This is a genomic window from Nitrincola salilacus, assembly GCF_046271865.1.
Lineage (GTDB): Bacteria > Pseudomonadota > Gammaproteobacteria > Pseudomonadales > Balneatricaceae > Nitrincola > Nitrincola salilacus.
In genome coordinates, this window is record NZ_CP176580.1 from 2539637 (window position 1) to 2561871 (window position 22235).

At 51.3% G+C, this 22235-nt stretch carries 16 protein-coding genes; 7 read left to right on the forward strand and 9 right to left on the reverse strand.

What is annotated here, in order from left to right; translation table 11 throughout:
- Positions 1-2: 2 nt before the first annotated feature.
- Both ACK3CJ_RS12090 and ACK3CJ_RS12095 read right to left on the reverse strand, forming a co-directional pair.
- Positions 3-176 carry a DUF2970 domain-containing protein gene (locus ACK3CJ_RS12090; RefSeq protein ID WP_409522461.1) on the reverse strand — a complete coding sequence of 58 codons (174 nt, stop codon included), beginning with the start codon at positions 174-176 and terminating at the stop codon, positions 3-5.
- A 35-nt stretch (positions 177-211) separates the two neighbouring features.
- Positions 212-1705 (reverse strand): RimK family protein, encoded by a 1494-nt coding sequence (locus tag ACK3CJ_RS12095; protein ID WP_409522462.1) that lies wholly within the window; start codon positions 1703-1705, stop codon positions 212-214.
- Between the two features lie 193 nt (positions 1706-1898).
- Here ACK3CJ_RS12095 and ACK3CJ_RS12100 point away from each other — a divergent pair, with 193 nt between their 5' ends.
- Entirely contained in the window at positions 1899-3050 is a 1152-nt protein-coding gene (locus ACK3CJ_RS12100) for a GNAT family N-acetyltransferase/peptidase C39 family protein (RefSeq protein ID WP_409522463.1), read from the forward strand.
- 41 nt (positions 3051-3091) lie between these two features.
- Here ACK3CJ_RS12100 and kynA read toward each other — a convergent pair whose 3' ends face one another.
- Positions 3092-3952, reverse strand: coding sequence for a tryptophan 2,3-dioxygenase (kynA, locus tag ACK3CJ_RS12105; protein WP_409522464.1), 861 nt, complete (start codon positions 3950-3952; stop codon positions 3092-3094).
- A gap of 167 nt (positions 3953-4119) precedes the next feature.
- Between kynA and ACK3CJ_RS12110 the strand changes: the two genes are divergently transcribed.
- A complete protein-coding gene (locus tag ACK3CJ_RS12110) occupies positions 4120-4998 on the forward strand; it encodes a LysR family transcriptional regulator (protein WP_409522465.1) in 879 nt (292 codons plus the stop codon).
- 125 nt (positions 4999-5123) lie between these two features.
- Here the strand turns inward: ACK3CJ_RS12110 and ytfE are convergent, their stop codons facing one another.
- Entirely contained in the window at positions 5124-5807 is a 684-nt protein-coding gene (gene ytfE, locus ACK3CJ_RS12115; RefSeq protein ID WP_409522466.1) for an iron-sulfur cluster repair protein YtfE, read from the reverse strand.
- 165 nt (positions 5808-5972) lie between these two features.
- Here ytfE and ACK3CJ_RS12120 point away from each other — a divergent pair, with 165 nt between their 5' ends.
- On the forward strand, positions 5973-6425 hold the full coding sequence (locus ACK3CJ_RS12120; RefSeq protein WP_409522467.1) for an RrF2 family transcriptional regulator: 453 nt from the start codon (positions 5973-5975) through the stop codon (positions 6423-6425).
- 55 nt (positions 6426-6480) lie between these two features.
- Here the strand turns inward: ACK3CJ_RS12120 and aspA are convergent, their stop codons facing one another.
- Positions 6481-7977, reverse strand: coding sequence for an aspartate ammonia-lyase (aspA, locus tag ACK3CJ_RS12125; protein ID WP_409522468.1), 1497 nt, complete (start codon positions 7975-7977; stop codon positions 6481-6483).
- Between the two features lie 145 nt (positions 7978-8122).
- Here aspA and ACK3CJ_RS12130 point away from each other — a divergent pair, with 145 nt between their 5' ends.
- From ACK3CJ_RS12130 to ACK3CJ_RS12145, 4 genes are all read left to right on the forward strand, one after another.
- Entirely contained in the window at positions 8123-9037 is a 915-nt protein-coding gene (locus tag ACK3CJ_RS12130; RefSeq protein WP_409522469.1) for a LysR family transcriptional regulator, read from the forward strand.
- A gap of 242 nt (positions 9038-9279) precedes the next feature.
- Positions 9280-14241, forward strand: a complete 4962-nt coding sequence (locus ACK3CJ_RS12135) for a PAS domain S-box protein (RefSeq protein WP_409522470.1) — start codon at positions 9280-9282, stop codon at positions 14239-14241.
- A gap of 16 nt (positions 14242-14257) precedes the next feature.
- On the forward strand, positions 14258-15487 hold the full coding sequence (locus tag ACK3CJ_RS12140; RefSeq protein ID WP_409522471.1) for an EAL domain-containing response regulator: 1230 nt from the start codon (positions 14258-14260) through the stop codon (positions 15485-15487).
- A 1-nt stretch (position 15488) separates the two neighbouring features.
- Positions 15489-16619: a response regulator gene (locus ACK3CJ_RS12145; protein WP_409522472.1), complete on the forward strand. Its 1131-nt coding sequence runs from the start codon at positions 15489-15491 to the stop codon at positions 16617-16619.
- A gap of 21 nt (positions 16620-16640) precedes the next feature.
- Here ACK3CJ_RS12145 and ACK3CJ_RS12150 read toward each other — a convergent pair whose 3' ends face one another.
- The 4 genes from ACK3CJ_RS12150 to ppsA form a co-directional block, all read right to left on the reverse strand.
- Positions 16641-16937, reverse strand: a complete 297-nt coding sequence (locus ACK3CJ_RS12150) for a 2Fe-2S iron-sulfur cluster-binding protein (RefSeq protein WP_409522473.1) — start codon at positions 16935-16937, stop codon at positions 16641-16643.
- Between the two features lie 3 nt (positions 16938-16940).
- Positions 16941-18272: a flavohemoglobin expression-modulating QEGLA motif protein gene (locus ACK3CJ_RS12155; protein WP_409522474.1), complete on the reverse strand. Its 1332-nt coding sequence runs from the start codon at positions 18270-18272 to the stop codon at positions 16941-16943.
- A 4-nt stretch (positions 18273-18276) separates the two neighbouring features.
- Positions 18277-19692 (reverse strand): AmpG family muropeptide MFS transporter, encoded by a 1416-nt coding sequence (locus tag ACK3CJ_RS12160; protein WP_409522475.1) that lies wholly within the window; start codon positions 19690-19692, stop codon positions 18277-18279.
- 66 nt (positions 19693-19758) lie between these two features.
- Positions 19759-22125 (reverse strand): phosphoenolpyruvate synthase, encoded by a 2367-nt coding sequence (gene ppsA / locus ACK3CJ_RS12165; RefSeq protein WP_409522476.1) that lies wholly within the window; start codon positions 22123-22125, stop codon positions 19759-19761.
- Positions 22126-22235: the final 110 nt, after the last annotated feature.

Below are 22235 nucleotides of genomic sequence, written 5' to 3' on the forward strand. Positions count from 1 at the left end.
ATTTATTGAGCAGCCATCCAGGCAACACCGGCAACTATCAGGACAAAAACAGCAGCCAGCACAATGCCGACTACGATAAACATCCAAGGTGAGGCAGCCTCAAAATCGCGTTTCCTGTTGGCCTCTGATTGCACGCCAAAAAATGCCGCCAGCACGGACTTGATTACATCCAGCATTAAGAACTCTCCCCGTTACTCGTGAGCATCATTACTCATATTCCAAGGCGCCTGCGCTCCATTCTGCGCAGGAACTCCTCCATAACGATCCGATACAGGCTCTCCTTCAGATAAAGATCTTCCACATCCGAATCGATATTGGGGTTATCGTTCACCTCGATCACCACTACTTTATCACCCGACTGTTTCAGATCCACGCCGTACAGGCCGTCCCCGATCAATCGGGTTGCTTTCAATGCCACCTTAACTACTTTAGAGGGCACCTCATGAATCGGCAGGGTCGTAAAGGCACCGGACTCTGCCGTCCCACTCTGATGGTTATAGATCTGCCAATGCCCTCTCGTCATAAAATACTGACAGGCAAAAATCGGTTTATGATTCAGCACCCCGATACGCCAGTCATAGTCGGTATACATGAACTCCTGCGCCAGTACGATCGACGACTGCTTAAAGTACAGATTCGCCTGATCAATCAACGCTTGAGCATCACCAACCTTCACTACACCTCGAGAAAAAGAGCCATCCGGTATTTTCAACACTATGGGGTAGGTCAATTTATCAGCCAGCGCTTTGAGCTCTCGTTTGCGATCCTTATACAAAAAGTGAGTTTCCGGCATCGCCACGCCGTTTGCCGACAAAAGATCAGCCAGATATACCTTGTTGCAGCACTTGAGTATAGAGGCCGGATCGTCCATAACCACTAACCCTTCCACTTCAGCTTTTTTTGCAAAACGGTAGGTATGGTTACTGATAGAGGTAGTCTCACGGATAAACAGACCATCGTATTCAGCCAGATGACTGAAATCTTTCTTTTCAATCAGCTCAACATCTATACCAAGCTTTCGACCGGCACGAATGAAATGCTTCAGCGCCATTGGATCAGATGGCGGCATTTTTTCCTCACGATCTATCAATATCGCCAGATCATAACGATATTTTTTGCGGGCACTTGGTTTGCGCCAGATTTTGCGGCTGTACGCATCCAGAGCGCTGGCAAACAGATCCTCTTCATGCTCCTCCAATGTATCAATACTGGCGGGTTTGACCGTTTCTATCTGCCACTCATCAACCTGCCTGAAGGTCACTTTCAGAATGGGGCTTGGAAACTGCTCGAAGATCTGACGCGACAGATCCGCCAGCGGTGCAAATAGAGCCTTGCCGAAACAGATGGTCACCTCAAGACGTTTATCTGCTCCGAGACTTGACTTGAGCTGAGGGTTTTTCACGATCAACTTGTTAAGTGCGTCATTCAGGCTCTCCATATTGAGGCCATAAATAGACTTTTTACCCAGATCATTGATTGTTCTGATCGTCGGTATGACACGGTGCCCGCGAGCTTCGGCCAGCAGGGAAATATAGTAGCCATAGCTCAGGTATCGATAATGCCGACACAGGTTGATCACCTGGGTCGGTTGAGCATCCGGCTGGCTACCCAGCGCCAGATAATCATGGGCGGTGATCAGATCCTCAGTGGGATAGAATGCGACCCAGTCTTCCAGTTTATCGACAACAATTTTCAATCTGGACATTGTGCTCTCTTGATGGTTTCTCTGTAATCAACCCAACCGCTTACAGCTCTTACTATCATGCGGATGAGGGCGCTCTGCAATAGCTAAAAAAAATAAAGTCATACCCCATTGGCAGCCGATTCGCTGTCAGCGTAAGCTTGTTGTATGGCAGATACGGCAACAACGCTGCAACCGACGCCTGGATTGTTTACGTATGACCACCTCACTATCAGAAACAGGCTCTGTCGTAGAGATTCGTGATGCTTTGCTGAGTGACATTCCTGCACTGATCAACCTTGAAAACAATAGCTTTACTGGTGACAAACTGAGTCGCAGACAGTTTCGCTGGATGCTGAAGCAGGGGCATTGCAGTCTGATCATAGCATTAGTGACAGAGGGCGATGTGCAGATGGCCGCGGGTTATATACTGACCCTGTTTCATCGCGGCACCTCTCTGGCCAGAATTTATTCAGTCGCTGTTGATCCTGCTTTTCGTGGCCAGAAAGTGGGCCAGACACTGTTGCAGGCCGCTGAACAAGCCGCCATAGATCATGAGTGCATGGCGCTTCGTCTTGAGGTGAGACCCGATAATCCGGCGGCAATCAGTCTGTATGAACGCAATGGCTATCGCCAGTTTGGCTACTATGAAGACTACTATGAGGATCACGCCAAAGCATTGCGCTTCCAGAAACGGATTCGCAAACCGCCCCAGGGCCTCAAGCTTGATGTTCCCTATTATCAGCAAACCCTGCCCTTTACCTGTGGCCCTGCCTCATTACTGATGGCGATGAAAGCCCTGTCGCCTGAGCTGGAGATGTCTCGCCTGTTGGAGTTGCAGATCTGGCGTGAAGCCACCTCCATATTCATGACGACCGGGCACGGAGGCTGTGGCCCGCGAGGACTGGCTCTGTCTGCCTGGCAAAGAGGGTTTGCCGTGGAGCTCTGGATCAACAGAGATGGCCCTCTGTTCATCCATGGTGTTCGCAAGGGAGCAAAGAAAGAAGTGCTTGAGCTGGTGCATCAGTCTTTTTCAGATCAACTGGCCAAAACCGACGTTCAACTCCATACGGTGGATATCACACAGGAGGCAGTTTCAGAAGCGATAGAGCGCGGCGGCGTCCCGCTGATCCTGATCAGTTCCTGGGGATTCAGCCGTCAGAAAAGCCCGCACTGGGTCGTGATCACCGCGATTGATGAGCACTACATCTACCTGCATGATCCGGAGGTGGATGAAGAGGACAGTAAAACCCTGCTCGATACTCAACACGTGCCTGTCCCAAGAAGAGCTTTTTCGCGCATGTCTCGCTTCGGCAAGGACAACCTGCGGACAGCTGTGATTCTGTTTAAGCGAGGAGTTGATAGATAAAAATCTGAACTATTATAAACAGAATCATTGCAGAACCCTTGTCAGATAGCCGTTCGCACAGACCACAGTTCAGGAAAGAACTGAAGATCCAGCGCTTTCACCAGATAAGAAACGCCCCCCGTACCCCCAGTACCCTTTTTATAGCCGATGATCCGTTCAACTGTTTTCATATGGCTGAAGCGCCATTTCTGAAAGTTATACTCCATATCCACCAGCTTTTCGGCCAGCTCATACAGATCCCAGTATTCATGTGTGTTCTGGTAGATTTTCGTCCAGGCCTTTTCAACACGCTCATCCTGCACATAGGGCTTTGACCAGTCCCTCTCCAGGTGAGTGGAGGGAATGTCGAAGCCACGACGGTTCAATAGCTGAAGGCAGATCTCATACAGACTTGGCGTGTTAAGCACTTTTTTCAGATGCTCATAGTGCTGCGGATGGGAACGGTGGGCCTCGATCATCGTTGCGTTCTTATTGCCCAGAAGGAACTCCAGCTCACGATACTGATAAGACTGAAATCCTGAGCTCTGACCCAGTGATGGCCGAAAGCTGGCATAGTCAGCCGGTGTCATGGTCACCAGCACTTCCCATGCCTGGATCAACTGCTCCTGAATACGCGCCACCCTGCTCAACATCTTGAATGCCGGGCGCAACTCATCACGGTTGATATGCGCCACCGCAGCATAGGCTTCATGAAGACAGAGCTTCATCCAGAGTTCTGATGCCTGATGGATCACAACAAACAACATCTCATCATGCTGATCTGATCTGGGGTGCTGGCAATCCAGCAGTTTTTCCAGCGCCAGATACTGCCCGTAACTGATATCCTGATCCCAGTGAACCGCTTCATCTGCCAGATCAACTGCGCCTGACTGCCCTGATGTTCCCTGCTCTTTTGTGCTCATCGTCTTACACTCATTGTTTTAACACATCGTTTTAAAACATGCTTTTAACACATGGCCATCATCTTTCATCAGTTTACTTACCGCGCCACTAACTGTAAATTTCATAAATATTCACAAAGTTATTAATTTTTTTAATACACATGACAACAAAACTCAGCACTAAACATATGCAGATGATGGCCGCCATCGCCGACACCGGCAGCGTATCCGATGCAGCCCATCAGATAGGAGTGACACAATCTGCACTGAGCCATCGACTCAAGGAGGCTGAAAGACTGCTGGGTACGGAGCTTTTCTACCGCAACAACAAACAACTGACATCCACCAGTGCCGGCACACGACTGCTCTACTCTGCTCGAGTGATTCTGGCTGAGCTTGAACGGGCCGAAACTGATATCAACAAACTCTCGGTCGGGATTGAGCATGTGATCCGACTGGGCAACGACGCCTTCGCCGGATACCACTGGCTACCCTCATTCATGCAGTGCTTCCTGGCGAAGCACCCCCGGATCAGCCTGGAAGTGATCCCGGACCTGACACTGGACCCTTACAGTGCACTGCGCGATGGACGTATCGATCTGGCGGTTGTATCTGATCTGAGCCCGATCAGTGGATTTCGTAATGAGCCGCTGTTTCAGGATGAGTTACGCGTGGTCCTGTCGGAGAGACATCCACTGGCTGGCGAACCTTTCCTGGGGATTGAGGCAATCACGGCCGAAACCTATATTACTCATCACACCAACCCTGACTCGGGGCGAGAATATGAGCAACTGTTCAGCCGCTATAACCGCCTGCCTGTCAGGGTCATCCGGGCCGGTGTGACTGATGCGGTGATTGGTATGGTAAGAGCGGGACTTGGCATTACTATCATGCCGGCATGGACACTTGAGCCCTATCTTGCACAAGGAGGGCTTTGCACGGCTCAGACGACCGTTTCCGGCCTGAACATTGACTGGCGCCTCCTGCTCAGAAAAGATGAGCAGGAGGACTCGCCTGTTTTTACATTTGCAAAGGCGCTGAAAGCACATATTCTAATGGGACGTTGAAACGCTTTCTCGACACAGACAGCTCAGCCCATAGCCCTAAAACCATAGTCCTAAACCATAGCCCTAAACCATAGCCATTAACCATAGCCCTTATGCTCCGACCCATATTATAAAGCCTATCAGTGTCAGCGTGCGCCGCCCATCTGGCCATCCACTCTTGAAAACAGCACATTATTCTCCAAATGGATATGCTGCATCAGATCCTCTTTCAGCGTCTGAAGACCCAGATAGAGGGCGCGCCAGGTATTACAGGCATTCTCCGGCAGCTTAATGCCATGTGTAATCTGCTCCAGCTTTGCCAGCTCATCACCATGATCATCATGCTCATGTCTCATCACCTGAACCGGCTGTCGGGCCATAGGGTGCAGTCCACGCGCAATCATCGGGAAGAGGATCTGCTCTTCACGCTGCATATGACTTTCCAGAGCATCGCTCATTTTTTCCAGTTGTGCGACCAGCCCAGCCGGGCACATAGGGTGATCGCGATGTACCAGCTCAACCCGATTGGCAAGACGAATCAGTTCCGGTAGCTGCTCACGATGCACATCATGAAAGCGTGTCAGGATATATTCGATGAGGTGCTGATCATCCATATCACCCGTCACACTTCCGTCATTACTTGATGCAGATTGAACCAGAAGGCTCAGATCAGATATCAAAGCCTCAATATCCAACCCTTTGTCTGATGCCGCTTTAACAAGTGATTTTTTTCCTCCACAGCAGAAATCGAGCCCATATTTGTGAAAAACAGCTGTTGCGCCCGGCACATCCTGCGCAATTTGTCCTAGTGACTGTTCAGCCATACTCATGATGTAACCTCTCTCACTGACGTTTCAGGTATGTATGATTCATACCCTTTTTAAAGATAGATTCAATATACATCTTTAAGAGCAAAAAATGAATTGATGTATTTGATTTATTTCTTTAGCCGAGTGAAAAAAGTATCATGAGTGCCTGAATCAAGGAGTTGTCTCATGCAAATAACGATCTATACAGATTACTCACTGAGAGTGCTGACCCACCTTGCTCTGCAGCCAGGTGGAAAACTGGTGACCATTCAGGAGATTGCAGACAGCTATCAGATCTCCAAGAACCACCTGACAAAGGTGGTACATCATCTGCAGAAATCAGGCTATATCGATACAATCAGAGGTAAAAAAGGGGGCATCCGACTCAGACGCTCTCCTTCAGAGATCAACATTGGTGCACTGGTACGCGAGACAGAGCAGGATATGAAGCTGGTAGAGTGTTTCTCAGACAAGGGGCAATGTGCGATCTCCCCTGCCTGCCATCTCAAATCGGTGTTTGATGAAGCACTGAAGAGCTTTCTGGCTACATTGGATCGATATACCCTGGCAGATACTCTGCCTGAAACTGACCGTCCTCAGTTGATCAGATTGCTGGGTATAGACACCAGCGCCGCTTAACAGATAGCTAAGGCGACGCTGGTGCCTGATTTAATGCATCCTTTACTGACAGAAATCAGGCTTTGACGCAACGCTTACCAATGCGCAGATAGCCACGACGATCATTGCTGTTCTTACCATTCATGGTGCGAGGATTGACCATATTTTCTGGCTTGAGTATTTCCGCCAGCTCATCCTCATCCAGCAACCCCTCTTCACGCACCAGCTCCAGCACACCACGGCCTGACTCAAGCGCGAGGCTTGCGATACGCGTGGCATTGTCATAACCGATATAGGGGTTCAATGCGGTGATCAGACCGATGGAGTTGGCCACCATTTCACGGCAACGATCACGATTCGCCGTGATGCCATCGATGCAGCGCTCACGCAACATATCCATCGCACGGCGCAACAGGCGCATGGACTCCAGTATTTTATAGGCGATCAGCGGCTCCATGACATTCAGCTGCAGCTGACCGTTTTCCGCCGCCATGGTGATCGCCAGATCATTCCCGATCACCTGATAAGCCACCTGATTCACCGCTTCCGGTATCACAGGGTTCACCTTACCCGGCATGATGGAGGAACCCGGCTGCTGAGGGGGCAGGTTGATCTCATTGAAGCCGGTACGTGGACCGCTGGAGAGCAGACGCAGGTCATTACAGATTTTTGATAGCTTGATCGCCAGACGTTTGGTCATGCCGGAGAAAAGTACAAATGCACCCATATCCGAAGTTGCTTCGATCAGATCCGCAGCCAGGCGCATCCTGTGGCCACAGACTTCGGAGAGATGGTTGACCGCCAACTCGGAATAGCGCGGGTCGCAGTTGATGCCGGTACCGATCGCTGTACCACCGAGATTCACTTCACGCAGAAGATCAATCATCCCGGCAATTCGGTCTATATCCTCACCCAGCGTTGTAGCATAGGCACCAAACTCCTGCCCTAGCGTCATGGGGACTGCATCCTGCAACTGCGTGCGCCCCATCTTGATTACATCATGAAATTCGTCACGCTTACCGGCAAACGAGGCCTGTAACAGCGCAAGACTATCCACCAGCTCGGCATGAGACAACTGCAAGCCGACACGGATAGCGGTCGGGTAGGCATCGTTGGTCGATTGTGACATGTTAACGTCATTATTAGGGTGCAGATGTTCATATGCACCCTTTGCATACCCCATCGCCTCCAGTGCAACGTTCGCTATCACTTCGTTGGCATTCATGTTAGTCGAGGTGCCAGCGCCACCCTGAATCATGTCAACCACGAATTGGTCATGAAACTCTCCATTGATCAGTCGATCACAAGCTGCTGCAATCGCTTCATACTTGTCTGTTTCAAGCAGGCCTATGTCGCAGTTGGCTGCAGCAGCTGCTTTTTTCACCATAGCCAGCCCGACAATCAGCTTGGGGAAATGAGCAATAGGCACACCGGTGAGAGCAAAATTTTCGAGTGCCCGCTGAGTCTGTACGCCATAATAGGCATCGGCTGGCACAGCCAGTTTGCCCAAAAGGTCTTTTTCAATACGGTGCGGTTGGCTGAGAATCTCTTCCTGACGGGGAACGGGGTTCATGATGTTTCGGTTACCTGATCTGATGACAATCATTGTTTAATCAACTGAAACGCTATTCTGACGCCTGTATAGACAGTTTATCCAATGCTATTATCAGATACAGTATGCAATATATGCATAATAACGCAAGCGACAGGGCCACTTGATGGATTTTGAAACACGCTGGATGGAAGACTTTTTGGCGCTGGCCAGTACGCAGAGTTTTTCACGCGCGGCTGAGCGCCGCCACGTAACACAACCGGCGTTCAGCCGACGCATCAAATCGCTGGAAAACGCTGTGGGTGTCACTCTGGTAGACAGATCAACAACACCGGTTGCCCTGACGCCTGAGGGACAGCTTTTTCTGGTGACCGCTCGCAGTATTGTCGGCCAACTGCACGAAAGTATCGCCAGATTACGAGGCCTGCAGCCACATGAGCAGCAGGTGATCGAAGTAGCTGCAGCACACTCGCTCGCGTTCACCTTCTTCCCTGACTGGCTCAGTACACTGGGCGATCTGACGCATAATCTGTCCATCCGCCTGGTGGCTATGAATGTCGAAGATGCCATCGTGGCACTGCGCGAAGGACAGTGTGATCTGATGCAGGTCTATTATGATTCTTACGCGACGCTGCAACTGGATCCAGCGATATTTCCATCGATTCAGCTCTCCGAAACACTGATGCTGCCGGTATGCAAACCGAATGCGGATGGTGAGCCCATCTACTGTCTGGACGCCCAGAACGAAGACCCTCTCCCCTATCTCGCCTATACCTCAGGTGCTTTTCTTGGCCGCACGGTCCGTCTTCTGTTGAAGCATGACCCGGTTCGCCTGCGGCTGAAAACTGTTTACGAGACAGCCATGGCAGAGGGGTTGAAAGGGATGGCACTGCAGGGGCGTGGTATCGCCTGGATGCCAAGGCTGTGTATTGAGCGTGAGCTGGAGGAGAAGCGACTGGTAATCTGTGGTTCTGCGCAATGGCAGACACCCCTTGAGATCCGGCTCTATCGCTGCGCGCTGATCAAGAAGCCGGCAATCGAAACGCTCTGGCATCAGTTAAACCCCGTTCATTCAACTTGAAATGCTAAATTAGCCACAAACGGTAATGGTTAAATTGTGTGCTAGACTAGTTTTGTGCGCTAGCGTACATCATATGTGTGCTAATTCACTTGAGTACAATGTGCGCAACCTTCACATTGCTCCATTTTCTGATGGATAAAACAATCCAACTGTTGTGTAAACCAACTCATAGGCAAGGAGCAAGAAGGCTGACTTGAAATCACATATTGATAGTCAGACACCTAAGCGAGAGGGATAGGAGCTTGACTTCCACACCTGTTGAAAACAATGCTCAGAACAACGCTGCCGACTTGCAAAAACCATCTACAGTCAGCGCCACCAGCCTATTCAAGTTAATTATAGTTGCAGCGGGATACTTCCTTCTGGCACATCTGGGCTTGTTGCTGGCTCTCAGCCCCACTCAGGCATCTCCTTTTTGGCCAGCAGCAGGTTTCGGACTTGCCGCTCTGCTATGCTGGGGCCTGAAGTACTGGCCGGGGATCTGGCTGGGTTGCCTGGTGTATTTGCTGACCGATCGTTTATTGCTGTCAGGCCAGGATCTGACGCTCTCCCTGTTGACACTGTTAATGATCATTTCCACCGGCGCCACCCTGCAGACTGTACTGGGTGCGAGACTGGTTAGACCTTTCTTTACGACCTCAACCACACTGGCTTATGAAAAAGACATTCTGTTATTCCTGCTCATAGCCGGACCTCTGGCCTGTATTATATCGGCCAGCATCAGCATCTCCGGATTGTACCTGATCGAAGACCTGCCCCGCGCTCATCTGAGGGGTACCTGGCTGATCTGGTGGTCTGGCGATAGCCTCGGAGTACTATTGTTTGCACCGTTGTTCATTCTGATGCTGTCACCAAACCACAACGAATGGTATGGGCGAAAGTTACAGATCGTTGTGCCGCTGTTGATAACGGCGGGACTTGTGATAGGCACCTATCACTTTCTGAACCGAGCCGAACAGTCAGACGCCGAAAAGCAATTCAATCAAGCAGCAGAAAGCGTGAAAGACCGCATCATCATCAGTCTTGAAAATCTGATCACTTCGGTTCAAAGCACTGTAGGGTTATTGGAGGCGAGTGAACAGGTTACGGCTGAGGAATTCGCTATTTTCACCAGACGACTGATCGGGCATTCAGGGCTGAAGGCTCTGGCCTGGGTACCAAGAGTGAGTGAGAGCGAACGTATCGATTTTGAAATGGGTACTCAGCAGGCAACCTCGAATGCTTTCAATATATCAGGAGCCAAGATATCAGGAGTGGACCAGGCAAAACTGCCAGCAATATCATATGAATACTACCCGATTCTCTATATTGAATCGTCAGTCGAACAGAGCATCAAGCCTGGCACAGATCTTAACCACACCGACCGCAGCTCACTTCAGCATGCAATGAACAGTGGTCAGGTAACCCTCTCAGAACGACCCACTCTGTTCTCCACCGCCGATTTTAGTGCAGATAGTTGGCAGGTTTACCTAGCGGTTTACAAGAATGGATTCATTCCTGAGATCGCCAGCATTGGCGACAGGCGGGCAGCTTTAAAAGGTTTTGTCATAGGTGTATTTCATCTTGAGCACGATTTCACGCTGCTAAACCCACTCATCAGGCAGTCGCTGGGCTATCGCCTGACAAGAACAACATTTCCTGATGCCCGCCGTACGCTGATGGAGCATGGAGTACCGGCCAATCGCTCTGACACTCCGGATTCATCATATCAAATGTTTGAACTGGCTTTTCAAGGCTTGGAATTGGAGTTATGGAATCTTTCACCCAGAGTTTCCGGCCAATCCGCGACAGATCAAACCTATCTGGTTGTCATTGTGCTGGTATCTCTTCTCAGTTCATTATTTGTGCTTGCCTCAGCGGGCCAGCGTGTATTGGTCGCACGAGAAGTCATAGAACGGACCACCGAACTGAATGAAAGTGAACAGAGAGTGAAGGACATTCTCAATGGCATGGCTTTTTATGCTGGCGAAATGGCACCCGACGGCGTACTGCGTGAAGTCAATCAGACAGCGCTGACAGCCGCAGGTCTTCGCCCTGATCAGGTGATCGGTAAAAAACTGGAGGATACCTGGTGGTTTTCCTACTCTCCTGATGTGCAGAATCAGGTTAGAAGCGCAATAAAACGAGCCTCGCAAGGCGAATCCGTGAGGTTTGACCTGTGGATTCGAATGCAAGGCGAAAACCTTATCCCTGTCGATTTTTCACTGGCTCCCGTGCTGGATGACGACGGCCAGGTTATCAGACTGATCCCCTCCAGTATTGATATCAGCACACGAAAGCTAGCAGAACAAGAGATACAGACGCTGAATCAGAATCTGGAGGGCATGATCAAAGAGCGCACGGATTCCCTGCGCAAGAGTGAGCGTGAATTTCGCGCTACCTTCGAGCTCGCTGCGGTGGGTATTGTACACCTGTCTGAGGATGGCAGACTGCTTCGCGTTAACCCACAAATGTGCGACATCAGTGGCTACTCATCGCTTGAACTTATCGGCAAACATATGGCTGATTACGTTCACTCAGAGGACCTTGAAAAGGAAAATATTCAGATCAAAGCCCTCCTGTCAGGCAGTCAATCAGATATAACCCTCGACCTCAGACTGATGCACAAGCACAGGATGACTGTATGGATAAACTTATCTGCATCACTGGTAACCAATGATAATGAGTCTGTTGAATACATTATTGCTTTCATCAAGGATATTTCTGCTCGAAAAAATGCAGAAAAAAAAGTGATTGCACAGCAGGCAGAGCTGAATGAACTACTGGCAACGCTTGAACAGCGTGTGGCCGAGCGCACTGCTGAACTGGAAACAGCAGCCCGCACCCTCGCATCGAAAGAGGAAGAGATACGTTCTGTCATCGAGTATCTGGTTGAGAGTGTCATTACCATCGACAGCCAGGGCACCATCAGAGCAGCCAACCCGGCAACACTCAAGCTGTTTGGCTACACTCGAGAAGAGCTGCTGGGGAAGAACATATCCATGCTCATGCCGGAGCCCTATAAAAATGAGCATGATGATTATTTAAGACACTATAGAGAAACCGGCGAAGCACGCATTATCGGCACAGGTCGTGAAGTCGAGGGCTGCCATAAATCAGGGGAGATCATCAAACTTGAGCTGGCGGTCAGCGAATATACCTTTGATGGTGAGCTTTTCTTCACAGGTATCCTGCGCGATATTCGAGAACACAAACGGATAAGTCAGGAACTTCAGGATGCCAGGCAGGCCGCCGAGGATGCCAGTCGTGCGAAATCGGCCTTCCTCGCTGCCATGAGCCATGAAATCCGCACGCCGATGAACGGTGTTATCGGCATGGTCGAAGTGCTCGAACAGAGCAGCCTGGGAGCCGAGCAACTGGAGATGGTCGAACTGATACACGACTCGGCCTTTTCACTCTTGAGCATCATTGATGACATTCTGGATTTTTCCAAAATTGAAGCCGGCTCTCTGGAGATGGAGCAGGTGCCCTTCTCGGTTGAAGAGGTGGTGGAAAAGGTTTGCACACTCCTGCGCCGTCTTGCCGCTAAAAAGGGTGTTGAACTGACACTTTTCACAGATCCTGCAATCCCGCTGACCCTGGCAGGTGACCCTTTGCGTCTACGTCAGATGCTGTTGAATCTCGCCGGTAATGCCATCAAGTTTTCATCCAGATCTGATCTGACAGGGCGTGTTCAGGTACGTGCCATATGTGAAAACCTGAGCCAGGAGCGCGCCAGTATACGATTCGAGGTGATAGACAACGGCATAGGTATGGATCAACCAACCATCGACCGCCTTTTTACTGCCTTTACTCAGGCGGATACATCAACCACCAGACGCTTTGGCGGCACTGGGCTGGGACTGGTCATCACCCACAATCTGGCGAAGCTGATGGCTGGCAGTATCAGCGTGCAAAGTGAGCCGGAACAGGGATCAACCTTTATACTGAACCTGCCTTTCGGCTTACCCGACAGCATCACTGAAGCCCCTCAACCGGGGCATCTGGAGCTGGATGGCCTGCACTGCAGGATATTCAGCGATTCCGACACGCTTATCAAGGATCTGTCTGCCTACCTTGTGGCATCCGGTGCAACGCTTCTGGGGTCATCTTCTCTTGCATCCATCTTGCCAAAACCAACACTGCATGAAGAGATGTCACCTGGCGATCTCTGGATCATTGACAATGCACAGAGTAACGGCCCGGTAGAGATGCGCAATGCCCTGATTGAACTACAATCCAGCCTTGGCATCCCATTTCTGTTACTGGGGCACGGCCAGCGCAAGACACCTCGAGCCATAAGATCAGGTGTCACAGAGATTGACACTCATGTATTGAAACGGAAAGTGTTCCTGCAGGCAGTGTGCTTGGCAACCGGACGCAACAGTTACCTGAATATCAGAACACCTAAGCAGATATCCCAACCCACTTCGCTTCTGTCGCGTGATGACGCATTACTGGCTGGCCGGTTGATTCTGGTCGCAGAAGATAATGAAACCAATCAGAAAGTCATTCGCCAGCAGCTCGGCTTGCTGGGTTATACCGCAGATATTGTCAGCAATGGCAGAGAAGCACTGCAACGACTTGAGCAGACACACTATGCACTCCTGATCACTGACCTGCATATGCCGGAAATGGATGGATATGAGCTGACAAGGGCGATCAGAAAGGCAGAAACTGCAGCTGAACATTTACCGATTATTGCCCTGACTGCAAACGCCCTCAAAAGCGAGGCGGCACATTGCCTGGCCAGTGGAATGGATGGATACCTCAGCAAACCCGCTACCCTGAAGGAGCTCAAGGAAACACTCAGGCAATGGATCCCGGCAATCAAACCGGCTACACCCGGGATCTCTGATGGTCGTCACACGACTGACTCACCTCTCAACCTCAATGTGCTGGAGAAGATGATAGGAAATGATCCGGATACTATCCGCGATTTTTTACAGGATTTTCAGCAAAGTGCCACACAAATTGCCGAGGAGCTGATACAGGGTTACGAATCAGAGGACCTGAAGCGGACCGAGTCGGCAGCACACAAACTGAAATCTTCAGCACGCTCGTTTGGGGCAATGCAGCTAGGCGAGTTATGCGAGTCGATTGAGCAGGCTGCCAGAGGCATGCAAACAACGCTGCTTGATGAACTTTTGCCCGATTTTAAAGATGAAATTTCTCGTGTTGATCACTTTTTGAGCGCGCAACTGTCCCAGCATGATGATAACTGATGCAAGGAGGACCACAATGAGCAATCTCTCTGCTCTTCAAGTGCTACTGGTGGATGATGATCCCTTGATGCTGAAACTGATCAGCCATCAATTGAATCGACAGGGATGTAAGTCTGTCACCAACTGTCTGAGTGCCTATGATGCACTCGACGCAATAAGCTCGAAGGAGCAACCGTTTGATCTCATCCTGACTGATCTCAATATGCCGGGCATGGATGGGATGGCATTTGTCCGGCATCTGGTAGACCACCAGTTTAAAGGTAGCCTGATTCTTTTCAGCGGTGAAGATAAACGCATCCTGCAAAGTGTTGAAAAAATGGCTCGGGCGCACAAACTGTCTGTACTGGGGTATCTGAGCAAGCCCATTGACCCTGATTCACTCATGGAACTGCTGTATCGCTGGTCGCCAGTTGAAGCAAGTAGCACAGCTACCGAAAAGAAAAACTATCATGCTGATGAGTTGCGACAGGCAATTGAAAATAATCAGTTGATCAACTTTTATCAGCCTAAAGTCTGTATCCGTAATGGTAAGGTGTCTGGATTTGAAGCATTGATTCGCTGGCAACATCCTACAGATGGCATGGTATTTCCTGACCAGTTCATCACCTTGGCAGAAAACGAAGGCCTGATTGATGACCTGACCCAAGTCGTACTCAGAAATGCACTGACCCAGCTCAAATCATGGCAAGACAGCAAGCTGGACATAAATGTGGCCATCAACATATCCATGGACAATCTGTCCAAGCTGTCGTTTGCCGAGCAGGTACTCGCCGAAGCCTGTCAAGCAGGTGTGGAACCAGAGGCAGTAGTGCTGGAGGTAACGGAGTCAAAACTGATGGTCGATCAAAGAGCGCCCCTTGAAGTTCTGGCTCGTTTGAAACTCAATAGATTCAGATTTTCGATTGATGACTTCGGAACCGGGCACTCCTCACTGGCTCAGTTGAACGACCTTCCCTTTGATGAACTCAAGATAGACCAGCGTTTCGTTCATGGAGCCCACTCCAGGGATACTGCCCGGGCAATCTTCGATGCCAGTATTCGCCTTGCCCACCAGTTGGGTATGACTGTCATAGCGGAAGGTGTTGAGGATATTGCAGACTGGGAGTTCCTCCGGCAGCGTCACTGCCATCTCGCACAGGGTTATTTCATCGCCAGGCCCATGCCTCCTCACAAAATCCAGGAGTGGATGGGCAACTGGGCAGAAAGAGTCAATAAGCTATGTCCGGAGAATACTCAGGAGGGGTGAGATGAGCACTCTGGTGGGCAACCACAAGATTCTGATAGCGACTGACAATATCAAAGATGCTGACATCATTACCGAGATGCTGCAGGATGAGTTTGAAGATATCAACTCATCGACAGATCCAGAGTGCTATAGCGTGGACTTTGAGCGCCTGAGCCCTACCATCCTGCTGCTTGCATTCAATGCACTGGAAAAAGCAGAACGCTATCTGCAACTGTTATCCAGACAATGCCCCTCACTGCATCAGAAACCCTACCGAACGATAGTGTTATGTAACAAGTCAGAACTGAAGCAGGCCTACCTCTTGTGTAAAAATGGCTTTTATGATGATTATGTTCTGTTCTGGCCACTGTCTTTTGACATGTTGCGCCTCCCGATGACGATCCATCATGCACTGCGTGATTTGAAAGCCTCAGACACTCAACAGCCGCCATTAAGTGAATTCAACAGTCACATCAGGAATCTTGAAGGCTTTGACTCAGCACTTGAAGAAAATTTCAGCCAGGGTGAGCAGTTTCTTCAGGGGCTGAAAATGCAAGCCAGCGAGATTGAAAAATATCTCGAAGAGTTACTAAGCAGGCTAACAGAACAGATGCCAGAAAACAGTTCAACTGCTGAGGGCTCTGATGACCATGACAGGCAAAACGAAATCATCAACAGATTGAATGCTGTTTCAGTAGCCGTTGAAGCATTACGCCAATGGAGTAAGTCCTTCCGACTCAATTCAAACCCTTATATTCAGTCAATAAAATCATTAGGCGAGCTTGCCGACGCCATTCGTCCGACTGTACTTGTCGTTGATGACGACAAGTTGCAACAGCGACTGATGGAGAAAATGCTGAATGAACAAAATTTTATCCCTGTCTTTGCTGCCAATGGATTTGAAGCCCTGTCTGCACTGCGCAGAGTAAAGCCTGATCTGATCCTGATGGATATCGTGATGCCTGAAATGGACGGAATCGAAGCCACCAGGCAGGTCAGGAAAATTCCCGGTTATTCGGACATGAAGATCATCATGATGACGGGCAAAAGAGAAAAGGACACAGTGATGGAGGCCATAGAGGCGGGGGCCACTGATTTCATCGTCAAGCCAGTTGACAGTAAAAGGTTGCTTGCCAAAATTACAAAGGATTAGTGATAAAGGTACTCCCGCCTCTCAGTCCAGCCGTTGTAACTTCGGTAAAAAATCATCCAGCTCCAGATCAGTGACAGCATAAGCAATACAGGTAAGAATAAAGCCTTCACTGATCTCCTCCTCGCGCAAGCCATAAACCTTACGTGACTGATAGTCGACTTCACCGCTGACCAGACGGCAACGACAGACACCGCAGTTACCATTACGACACGCTTCCCTGACCGGTAGGCCCTTCGCCTTGAACAATGTCAGCAGCGGTTGATCCAGATCTGTTTCCAGCTCATGAGCCTGCTGCTGTAGTGTCAGGGAGATGCGCATTGCTCAGTCTATATCCACATCACCCACTGCTGTGTACAGAGGTGCGGTTTGTGGCAACTGCTCAAACAACTGATTGAAGTGCTTCTGCACACGAGACAGATTCACCAGGCTCAGACCACTGGAAAAACCGAACCAGACAAAGAGTCCGTTCAGGTCGCGAAACATGGGCGGCAGATACACGGGGGCATCAATAACGCCTTCCAGATGGCGTTCATAGAGTATCGGAATATCATCCAGCGTGACCTTGCCGACAAACAGCATCGGCAGTATCTCCGGCACACCGGACTCTATTGCGCTCTTGATGAAATTCACATTCTCGACAAAGCCCTTCACATAGGAGAGATCCTTGGTGAAAACCGAACCACCCGAGAGGGTACCACCACGAAAAACGCGCTGTGTCACACGGTAGCTGTCATGTTCACTCAAGCCACTGTCACGGAAGTGTCGGAACACCTCAATGAAGTCAGCCCCCTGCTCTGCCAGATCCACCGCCACCACCCGGTCACTGACTCGCCGGGCACGTTGTGGAAATGAGCTGAAGGTCAGAGTTTCCAGCAACACGGCCAGACCTTCCTGATTCGCGGTGATACGAGGTGATCCGACACCCAGCCAGGTTGCCCAGGGTTGTTTGCGCCCATTCAGGGTAGTGCCGACATGCACCCAGCCCTCATGTACTTCGAGCACCTGCAGGTCGAGCTCAGAAAAGTAAGCACGCTCATTAAGCTTGATCACATCACCGCCGGCCGCTGCATCCGATACGATACCGTTGGAGATCTGCACCCGCACATCCCCCGGATTAAAGTATCGTCCAAGTCGGTCGGCCAGCAGGTCCACAGCTTTATGGGCTGAAATGTCATTGGCATAGGGACGTTTGAGGTGCTCAACTGCGGGGGAAGAGAAGATCCGGCACAAACGCTCACCCAGCTCCCGCAACGTTTTGCGATCGCCTCTCATCCGGTCCTGAGCTGAACCATAAAGCGCTCGGCTGTGTTTGCCGAACTCAGCAGTGCCCCGTCCTTTCAGCATCTCGGCCACTATCAGGTATTGCTCGATATTGGCCTGCAATATCCTGCCCAGTCCATCATGCCTGCCCAGTCGACGCACCACATCCTGTCGCAGCTCATTCAGATCCTGCTGTAACTTATCTGGGCTGAAGCTCAATGCCTGCTGCTGATAAAACTGAAGATCCGCAGCTGGCAGCCGTGTGCCGCCCGATGCCAGAAACTGATCCTCGAAGACCGCAGGCCACTTGATGGCATCCAGTATCTGAATCGGTTTCTGAATCGCCACCAGCCTGTCGGAAAGCTGTTTGAGGTTATCAAGATAGATGGGCATAGGGCTACTTCACGGGTTGGGAAACAACATCAATCGCTTGTGGATCAACCTTAGCGACCACTGCTTGTGGAGGTTGCGGAGGTTGTGGATAGTACTTCATGATCACCAGCAGCAACGGTAAACCGATCAGTGCTATCACCGCGCAATATACAAAGAAAATTGTCCAGTCACCATCCAGACTGTCTACCATCCAGCCGCTTGAGGCCGAGAACCAGATACGTGCCAGATTCGCCAGAGAGGCCAGCAGCGCATACTGAGTTGCAGTATAGGCGCTGTTACACAGACTCGACAAATAAGCGACCAACGCCACCGTTACCAACCCTGTGGTGAAATTATCAGAAGCCACAGCCGTGACGAACACCCAGTAGGATTGTCCCGACATTGCCAACCAGGAGTAAGTAAGGTTGGTAGCGGCGGTGGCCAGCCCCGCAAGAAACAGCGCTTTGAGCAGCCCTATTCTGGCCACCAGAACACCACCGATCACTATTCCGATCAGGTTAGCGCTGAGTCCATAAATCTTAGCGACATCCGCAATCTGTGTCAGAGAAAAGCCCAACTCGCGATAGAACACTCCAGACATGCGCCCCAGCAACGCATCACCTAGCTTGAAGACGAAAATGAAGATAAGGATCAGCAGCCAACCTTGTCGGCGCGTAAACTCCATCAGCGGCGCCAGCAGTGTGACATAGAGCCACCCCAGCAAGCGTCGCTGCTTATCCGGCAGTCCTGCCCAGCGATCCAGCACCGCCAGTGCACGCTGCTCTTCAGCCAGTGTTTCGGCAGGTGGTGCGCGATTGGGTTCAGGACTCATCAGTACCGCGGTGATGCCGATCAATACACCACCGGCTAGTAGCAGGTAAGCTGCATGCCAACCAAAAAACGCGGCCAGATACAAACCACCCGCGCCACCGATAAGCGTTCCACCCAGATGCCAACCCCAAATCGCAGCAGCAGAGCCACTGCCATATTGGTGCGGTTCAAGTACCTCGATACGATAAGCATCAATCACGATATCCTGCGTGGCAGAAATAAACGTGACAAACAGCACGGCCATTGCCATCAACAGCAGACTCTCGGCAGGATCAGTCAGTGCCAGCAGGCCGATCGCGAGCATCAGCAGACACTGTGTAAACAGCGCCCAGCCGCGGCGGCGCCCGAAACGGGCAGAAAACCAGGGGATACGCATGCGGTCCACCAGCGGCGCCCAGAGAAAGTTGATGGCATAGGGCGTAGCCGCCAGCGCAAACAGACCGATATCGGTACGGCTGACGCCAACATCGCGCAGCCAGATGGAAAGGTTGGAAAACACCAGCGGAGCCGGCAGGCCACTGGAAAAACCCAGTGCCAGCAGCGTCAGCATGCGCCGATCTTTATAGGGGGTAAACCATTGCAAAAATCGATCTGTCCAGGCGGGTAACATGCTTGTCCTGTTGGTTATAGCTCATATCTGAAGGCGGCAGTTTACCGCCTTCAGATGAAGTTAACCTTAACTCTGTTCGTTAGCCAGGAAAAACCAGGTGTCCAGCACCGAATCCGGGTTCAGGGATACACTGTTAATCCCCTGTTCCATCAGCCAGCGCGCCAGATCAGGATGATCAGACGGCCCCTGCCCACAGATGCCGATATACTTGTCTGCCTTGCGGCACGCGACGATCGCCATCTCCAGCAATCGTTTGACGGCATCATTACGCTCATCAAACAGATGAGCGATGATACCGGAGTCGCGATCCAGCCCCAGTGTCAGCTGAGTCAGGTCATTCGAGCCGATGGAGAAGCCATCAAAGTACTCCAGAAATTTATCCGCCAGCAGCGCATTGGAGGGAATTTCGCACATCATGATCACACGCAGTCCATTTTCACCACGTTTCAGACCATTCTCGGCCAACAACTCGACCACCTGACATGCTTCTCCGACTGTGCGCACAAAGGGCACCATGATCTCGACATTAGTCAGACGCATCTCATCGCGAACTCGCTTCAGAGCACGACATTCGAGTTCAAAGCAGTCACGGAAGGATTCGGATATGTAGCGCGCAGCACCACGAAAGCCGAGCATCGGGTTCTCTTCAACCGGCTCATAGCGCTCACCGCCGATCAGATGACCATACTCATTGGACTTGAAATCCGACATGCGCACAATCACCTTCTTCGGATAGAAGGCAGCCGCCAGAGTGGAGATCCCTTCTACCAGCTTATCGACATAGAAATCAACCGGCGAAGCATAACCCGCAATGCGGCGCTCGATGGTCTGTTTCATATCGCGCGACTGCTGATCAAAATTGAGCAACGCCTTGGGATGCACCCCTATCATGCGATTGATAATGAACTCAAGGCGCGCCAATCCCACCCCCGCATTCGGCAGGGACTGAAAATCAAATGCCCGATCCGGGTTACCTACGTTCATCATGATATCGAAAGGCAAAGGCGGCATGGCGCCGACAGTGTTGGTCTGATGTTCAAATGCCAGCTTGCCCTCGTAGGCACGTCCGGTATCGCCCTCAGCACAGGATACGGTTACCAGTTGACCGTCATTGAGTTTTGCCGTGGCATCACCGCACCCGACAATCGCCGGGATACCCAGTTCGCGCGCGATGATCGCCGCGTGACAGGTACGCCCTCCGCGATTGGTGATGATCGCCGATGCCCGCTTCATCACCGGTTCCCAATCCGGATCGGTCATATCCGTGACCAGCACATCGCCCGCCTGCACATCATGCATCTGATCCAGGCTGCTGACGACACGTACGGGGCCTGCGCCGATGCGGTGCCCTATCGAGCGCCCTTCCACCAGCACCTTGCCTTTCTCTTTCAGCAGGTAACGCTCAATCTGAGCGGAGTTACTCTGGCTTCTGACGGTTTCAGGGCGCGCCTGAACAATGTACAGCTCGCCGTCATCACCATCCTTGGCCCACTCGATATCCATCGGACGACCATAATGTTTCTCGATCGTCACGGCGATACGCGCAAGCTCTTCAACCTCGGCGTCAGCAATACAGAAGCGGTTACGCTCTTCGCGTGCAACATCGACCACTTCGACGGCATCGGCTGTGCTGCCCTGGCCGGAGTAGATCATCTTGATCGCTTTTGAACCCAGGGTCCGGCGCAGTATCGCCGGCACACCCATCGCCAGTGTCGGCTTGTAGACATAGAACTCATCCGGGTTGACGGCGCCCTGCACCACGGTTTCGCCCAGGCCATAAGCGGCGGTGATGAACACCACCTGCTGAAAACCGGATTCGGTATCCAGACTGAACATAACACCGGATGCGCCGGTTTCACTGCGCACCATACGCTGAATACCGGCCGACAGCGCCACTTCACTGTGACGATAGCCACGATGAGCGCGGTAGGAGATGGCACGATCATTATAGAGTGAGGCAAACACCTCGCGGATCGCCTGCTTGATCTGCTCAAGCCCGCGAATATTCAGGAAGGTCTCCTGCTGCCCGGCAAAGGAAGCATCCGGAAGATCTTCGGCGGTGGCTGATGAACGCACGGCGACTGCTATCTCATGACCATCAGCCATCTCGGCATAGGCAGCGTCGATCTGTTTATCCAGCTTCGCCGGAAAACTGGTTTCCATGATCCACTGTCGGATCTGCCGACCAGCGTCAGTCAATGCCCGGGTGTCGTTCACATCAAGCGAAGAGAGTGCTTGCTCGATCCTGTCGGCCAGCCCATCCTGCTTCAGAAAGTCCCGATAAGCCTCTGCCGTTGTGGCAAAGCCGCCCGGTACCCTGACACCCATCTCACTCAACTGGCTGATCATCTCACCCAGCGACGCATTTTTGCCGCCTACCCTGTGAACGTCATTCATTCCGGCCTGTTCGAGGCGCAGTACATAATCCTGCACAGATCACTCTCCTTTGTCGACACCCAAAGAATTTCTACTGCCATGGCAGCTTGAGCGGATCATACTGCAGTTGGCAACAGAAATCGCTCGTTCGACTGGAATGTAATTTC

What these genes read in the sequence shown, in the direction of transcription:
- ACK3CJ_RS12090 (WP_409522461.1), bottom strand. Translation starts at nt 176, where the DNA reads ATGCTGGATGTAATCAAGTCCGTGCTGGCGGCATTTTTTGGCGTGCAA.
- ACK3CJ_RS12095 (WP_409522462.1), bottom strand. Translation starts at nt 1,705, where the DNA reads ATGTCCAGATTGAAAATTGTTGTCGATAAACTGGAAGACTGGGTCGCA.
- ACK3CJ_RS12100 (WP_409522463.1), top strand. Translation starts at nt 1,899, where the DNA reads ATGACCACCTCACTATCAGAAACAGGCTCTGTCGTAGAGATTCGTGAT.
- kynA (WP_409522464.1), bottom strand. Translation starts at nt 3,952, where the DNA reads ATGAGCACAAAAGAGCAGGGAACATCAGGGCAGTCAGGCGCAGTTGAT.
- ACK3CJ_RS12110 (WP_409522465.1), top strand. Translation starts at nt 4,120, where the DNA reads ATGCAGATGATGGCCGCCATCGCCGACACCGGCAGCGTATCCGATGCA.
- ytfE (WP_409522466.1), bottom strand. Translation starts at nt 5,807, where the DNA reads ATGAGTATGGCTGAACAGTCACTAGGACAAATTGCGCAGGATGTGCCG.
- ACK3CJ_RS12120 (WP_409522467.1), top strand. Translation starts at nt 5,973, where the DNA reads ATGCAAATAACGATCTATACAGATTACTCACTGAGAGTGCTGACCCAC.
- aspA (WP_409522468.1), bottom strand. Translation starts at nt 7,977, where the DNA reads ATGAACCCCGTTCCCCGTCAGGAAGAGATTCTCAGCCAACCGCACCGT.
- ACK3CJ_RS12130 (WP_409522469.1), top strand. Translation starts at nt 8,123, where the DNA reads ATGGATTTTGAAACACGCTGGATGGAAGACTTTTTGGCGCTGGCCAGT.
- ACK3CJ_RS12140 (WP_409522471.1), top strand. Translation starts at nt 14,258, where the DNA reads ATGAGCAATCTCTCTGCTCTTCAAGTGCTACTGGTGGATGATGATCCC.
- ACK3CJ_RS12145 (WP_409522472.1), top strand. Translation starts at nt 15,489, where the DNA reads ATGAGCACTCTGGTGGGCAACCACAAGATTCTGATAGCGACTGACAAT.
- ACK3CJ_RS12150 (WP_409522473.1), bottom strand. Translation starts at nt 16,937, where the DNA reads ATGCGCATCTCCCTGACACTACAGCAGCAGGCTCATGAGCTGGAAACA.
- ACK3CJ_RS12155 (WP_409522474.1), bottom strand. Translation starts at nt 18,272, where the DNA reads ATGCCCATCTATCTTGATAACCTCAAACAGCTTTCCGACAGGCTGGTG.
- ACK3CJ_RS12160 (WP_409522475.1), bottom strand. Translation starts at nt 19,692, where the DNA reads ATGTTACCCGCCTGGACAGATCGATTTTTGCAATGGTTTACCCCCTAT.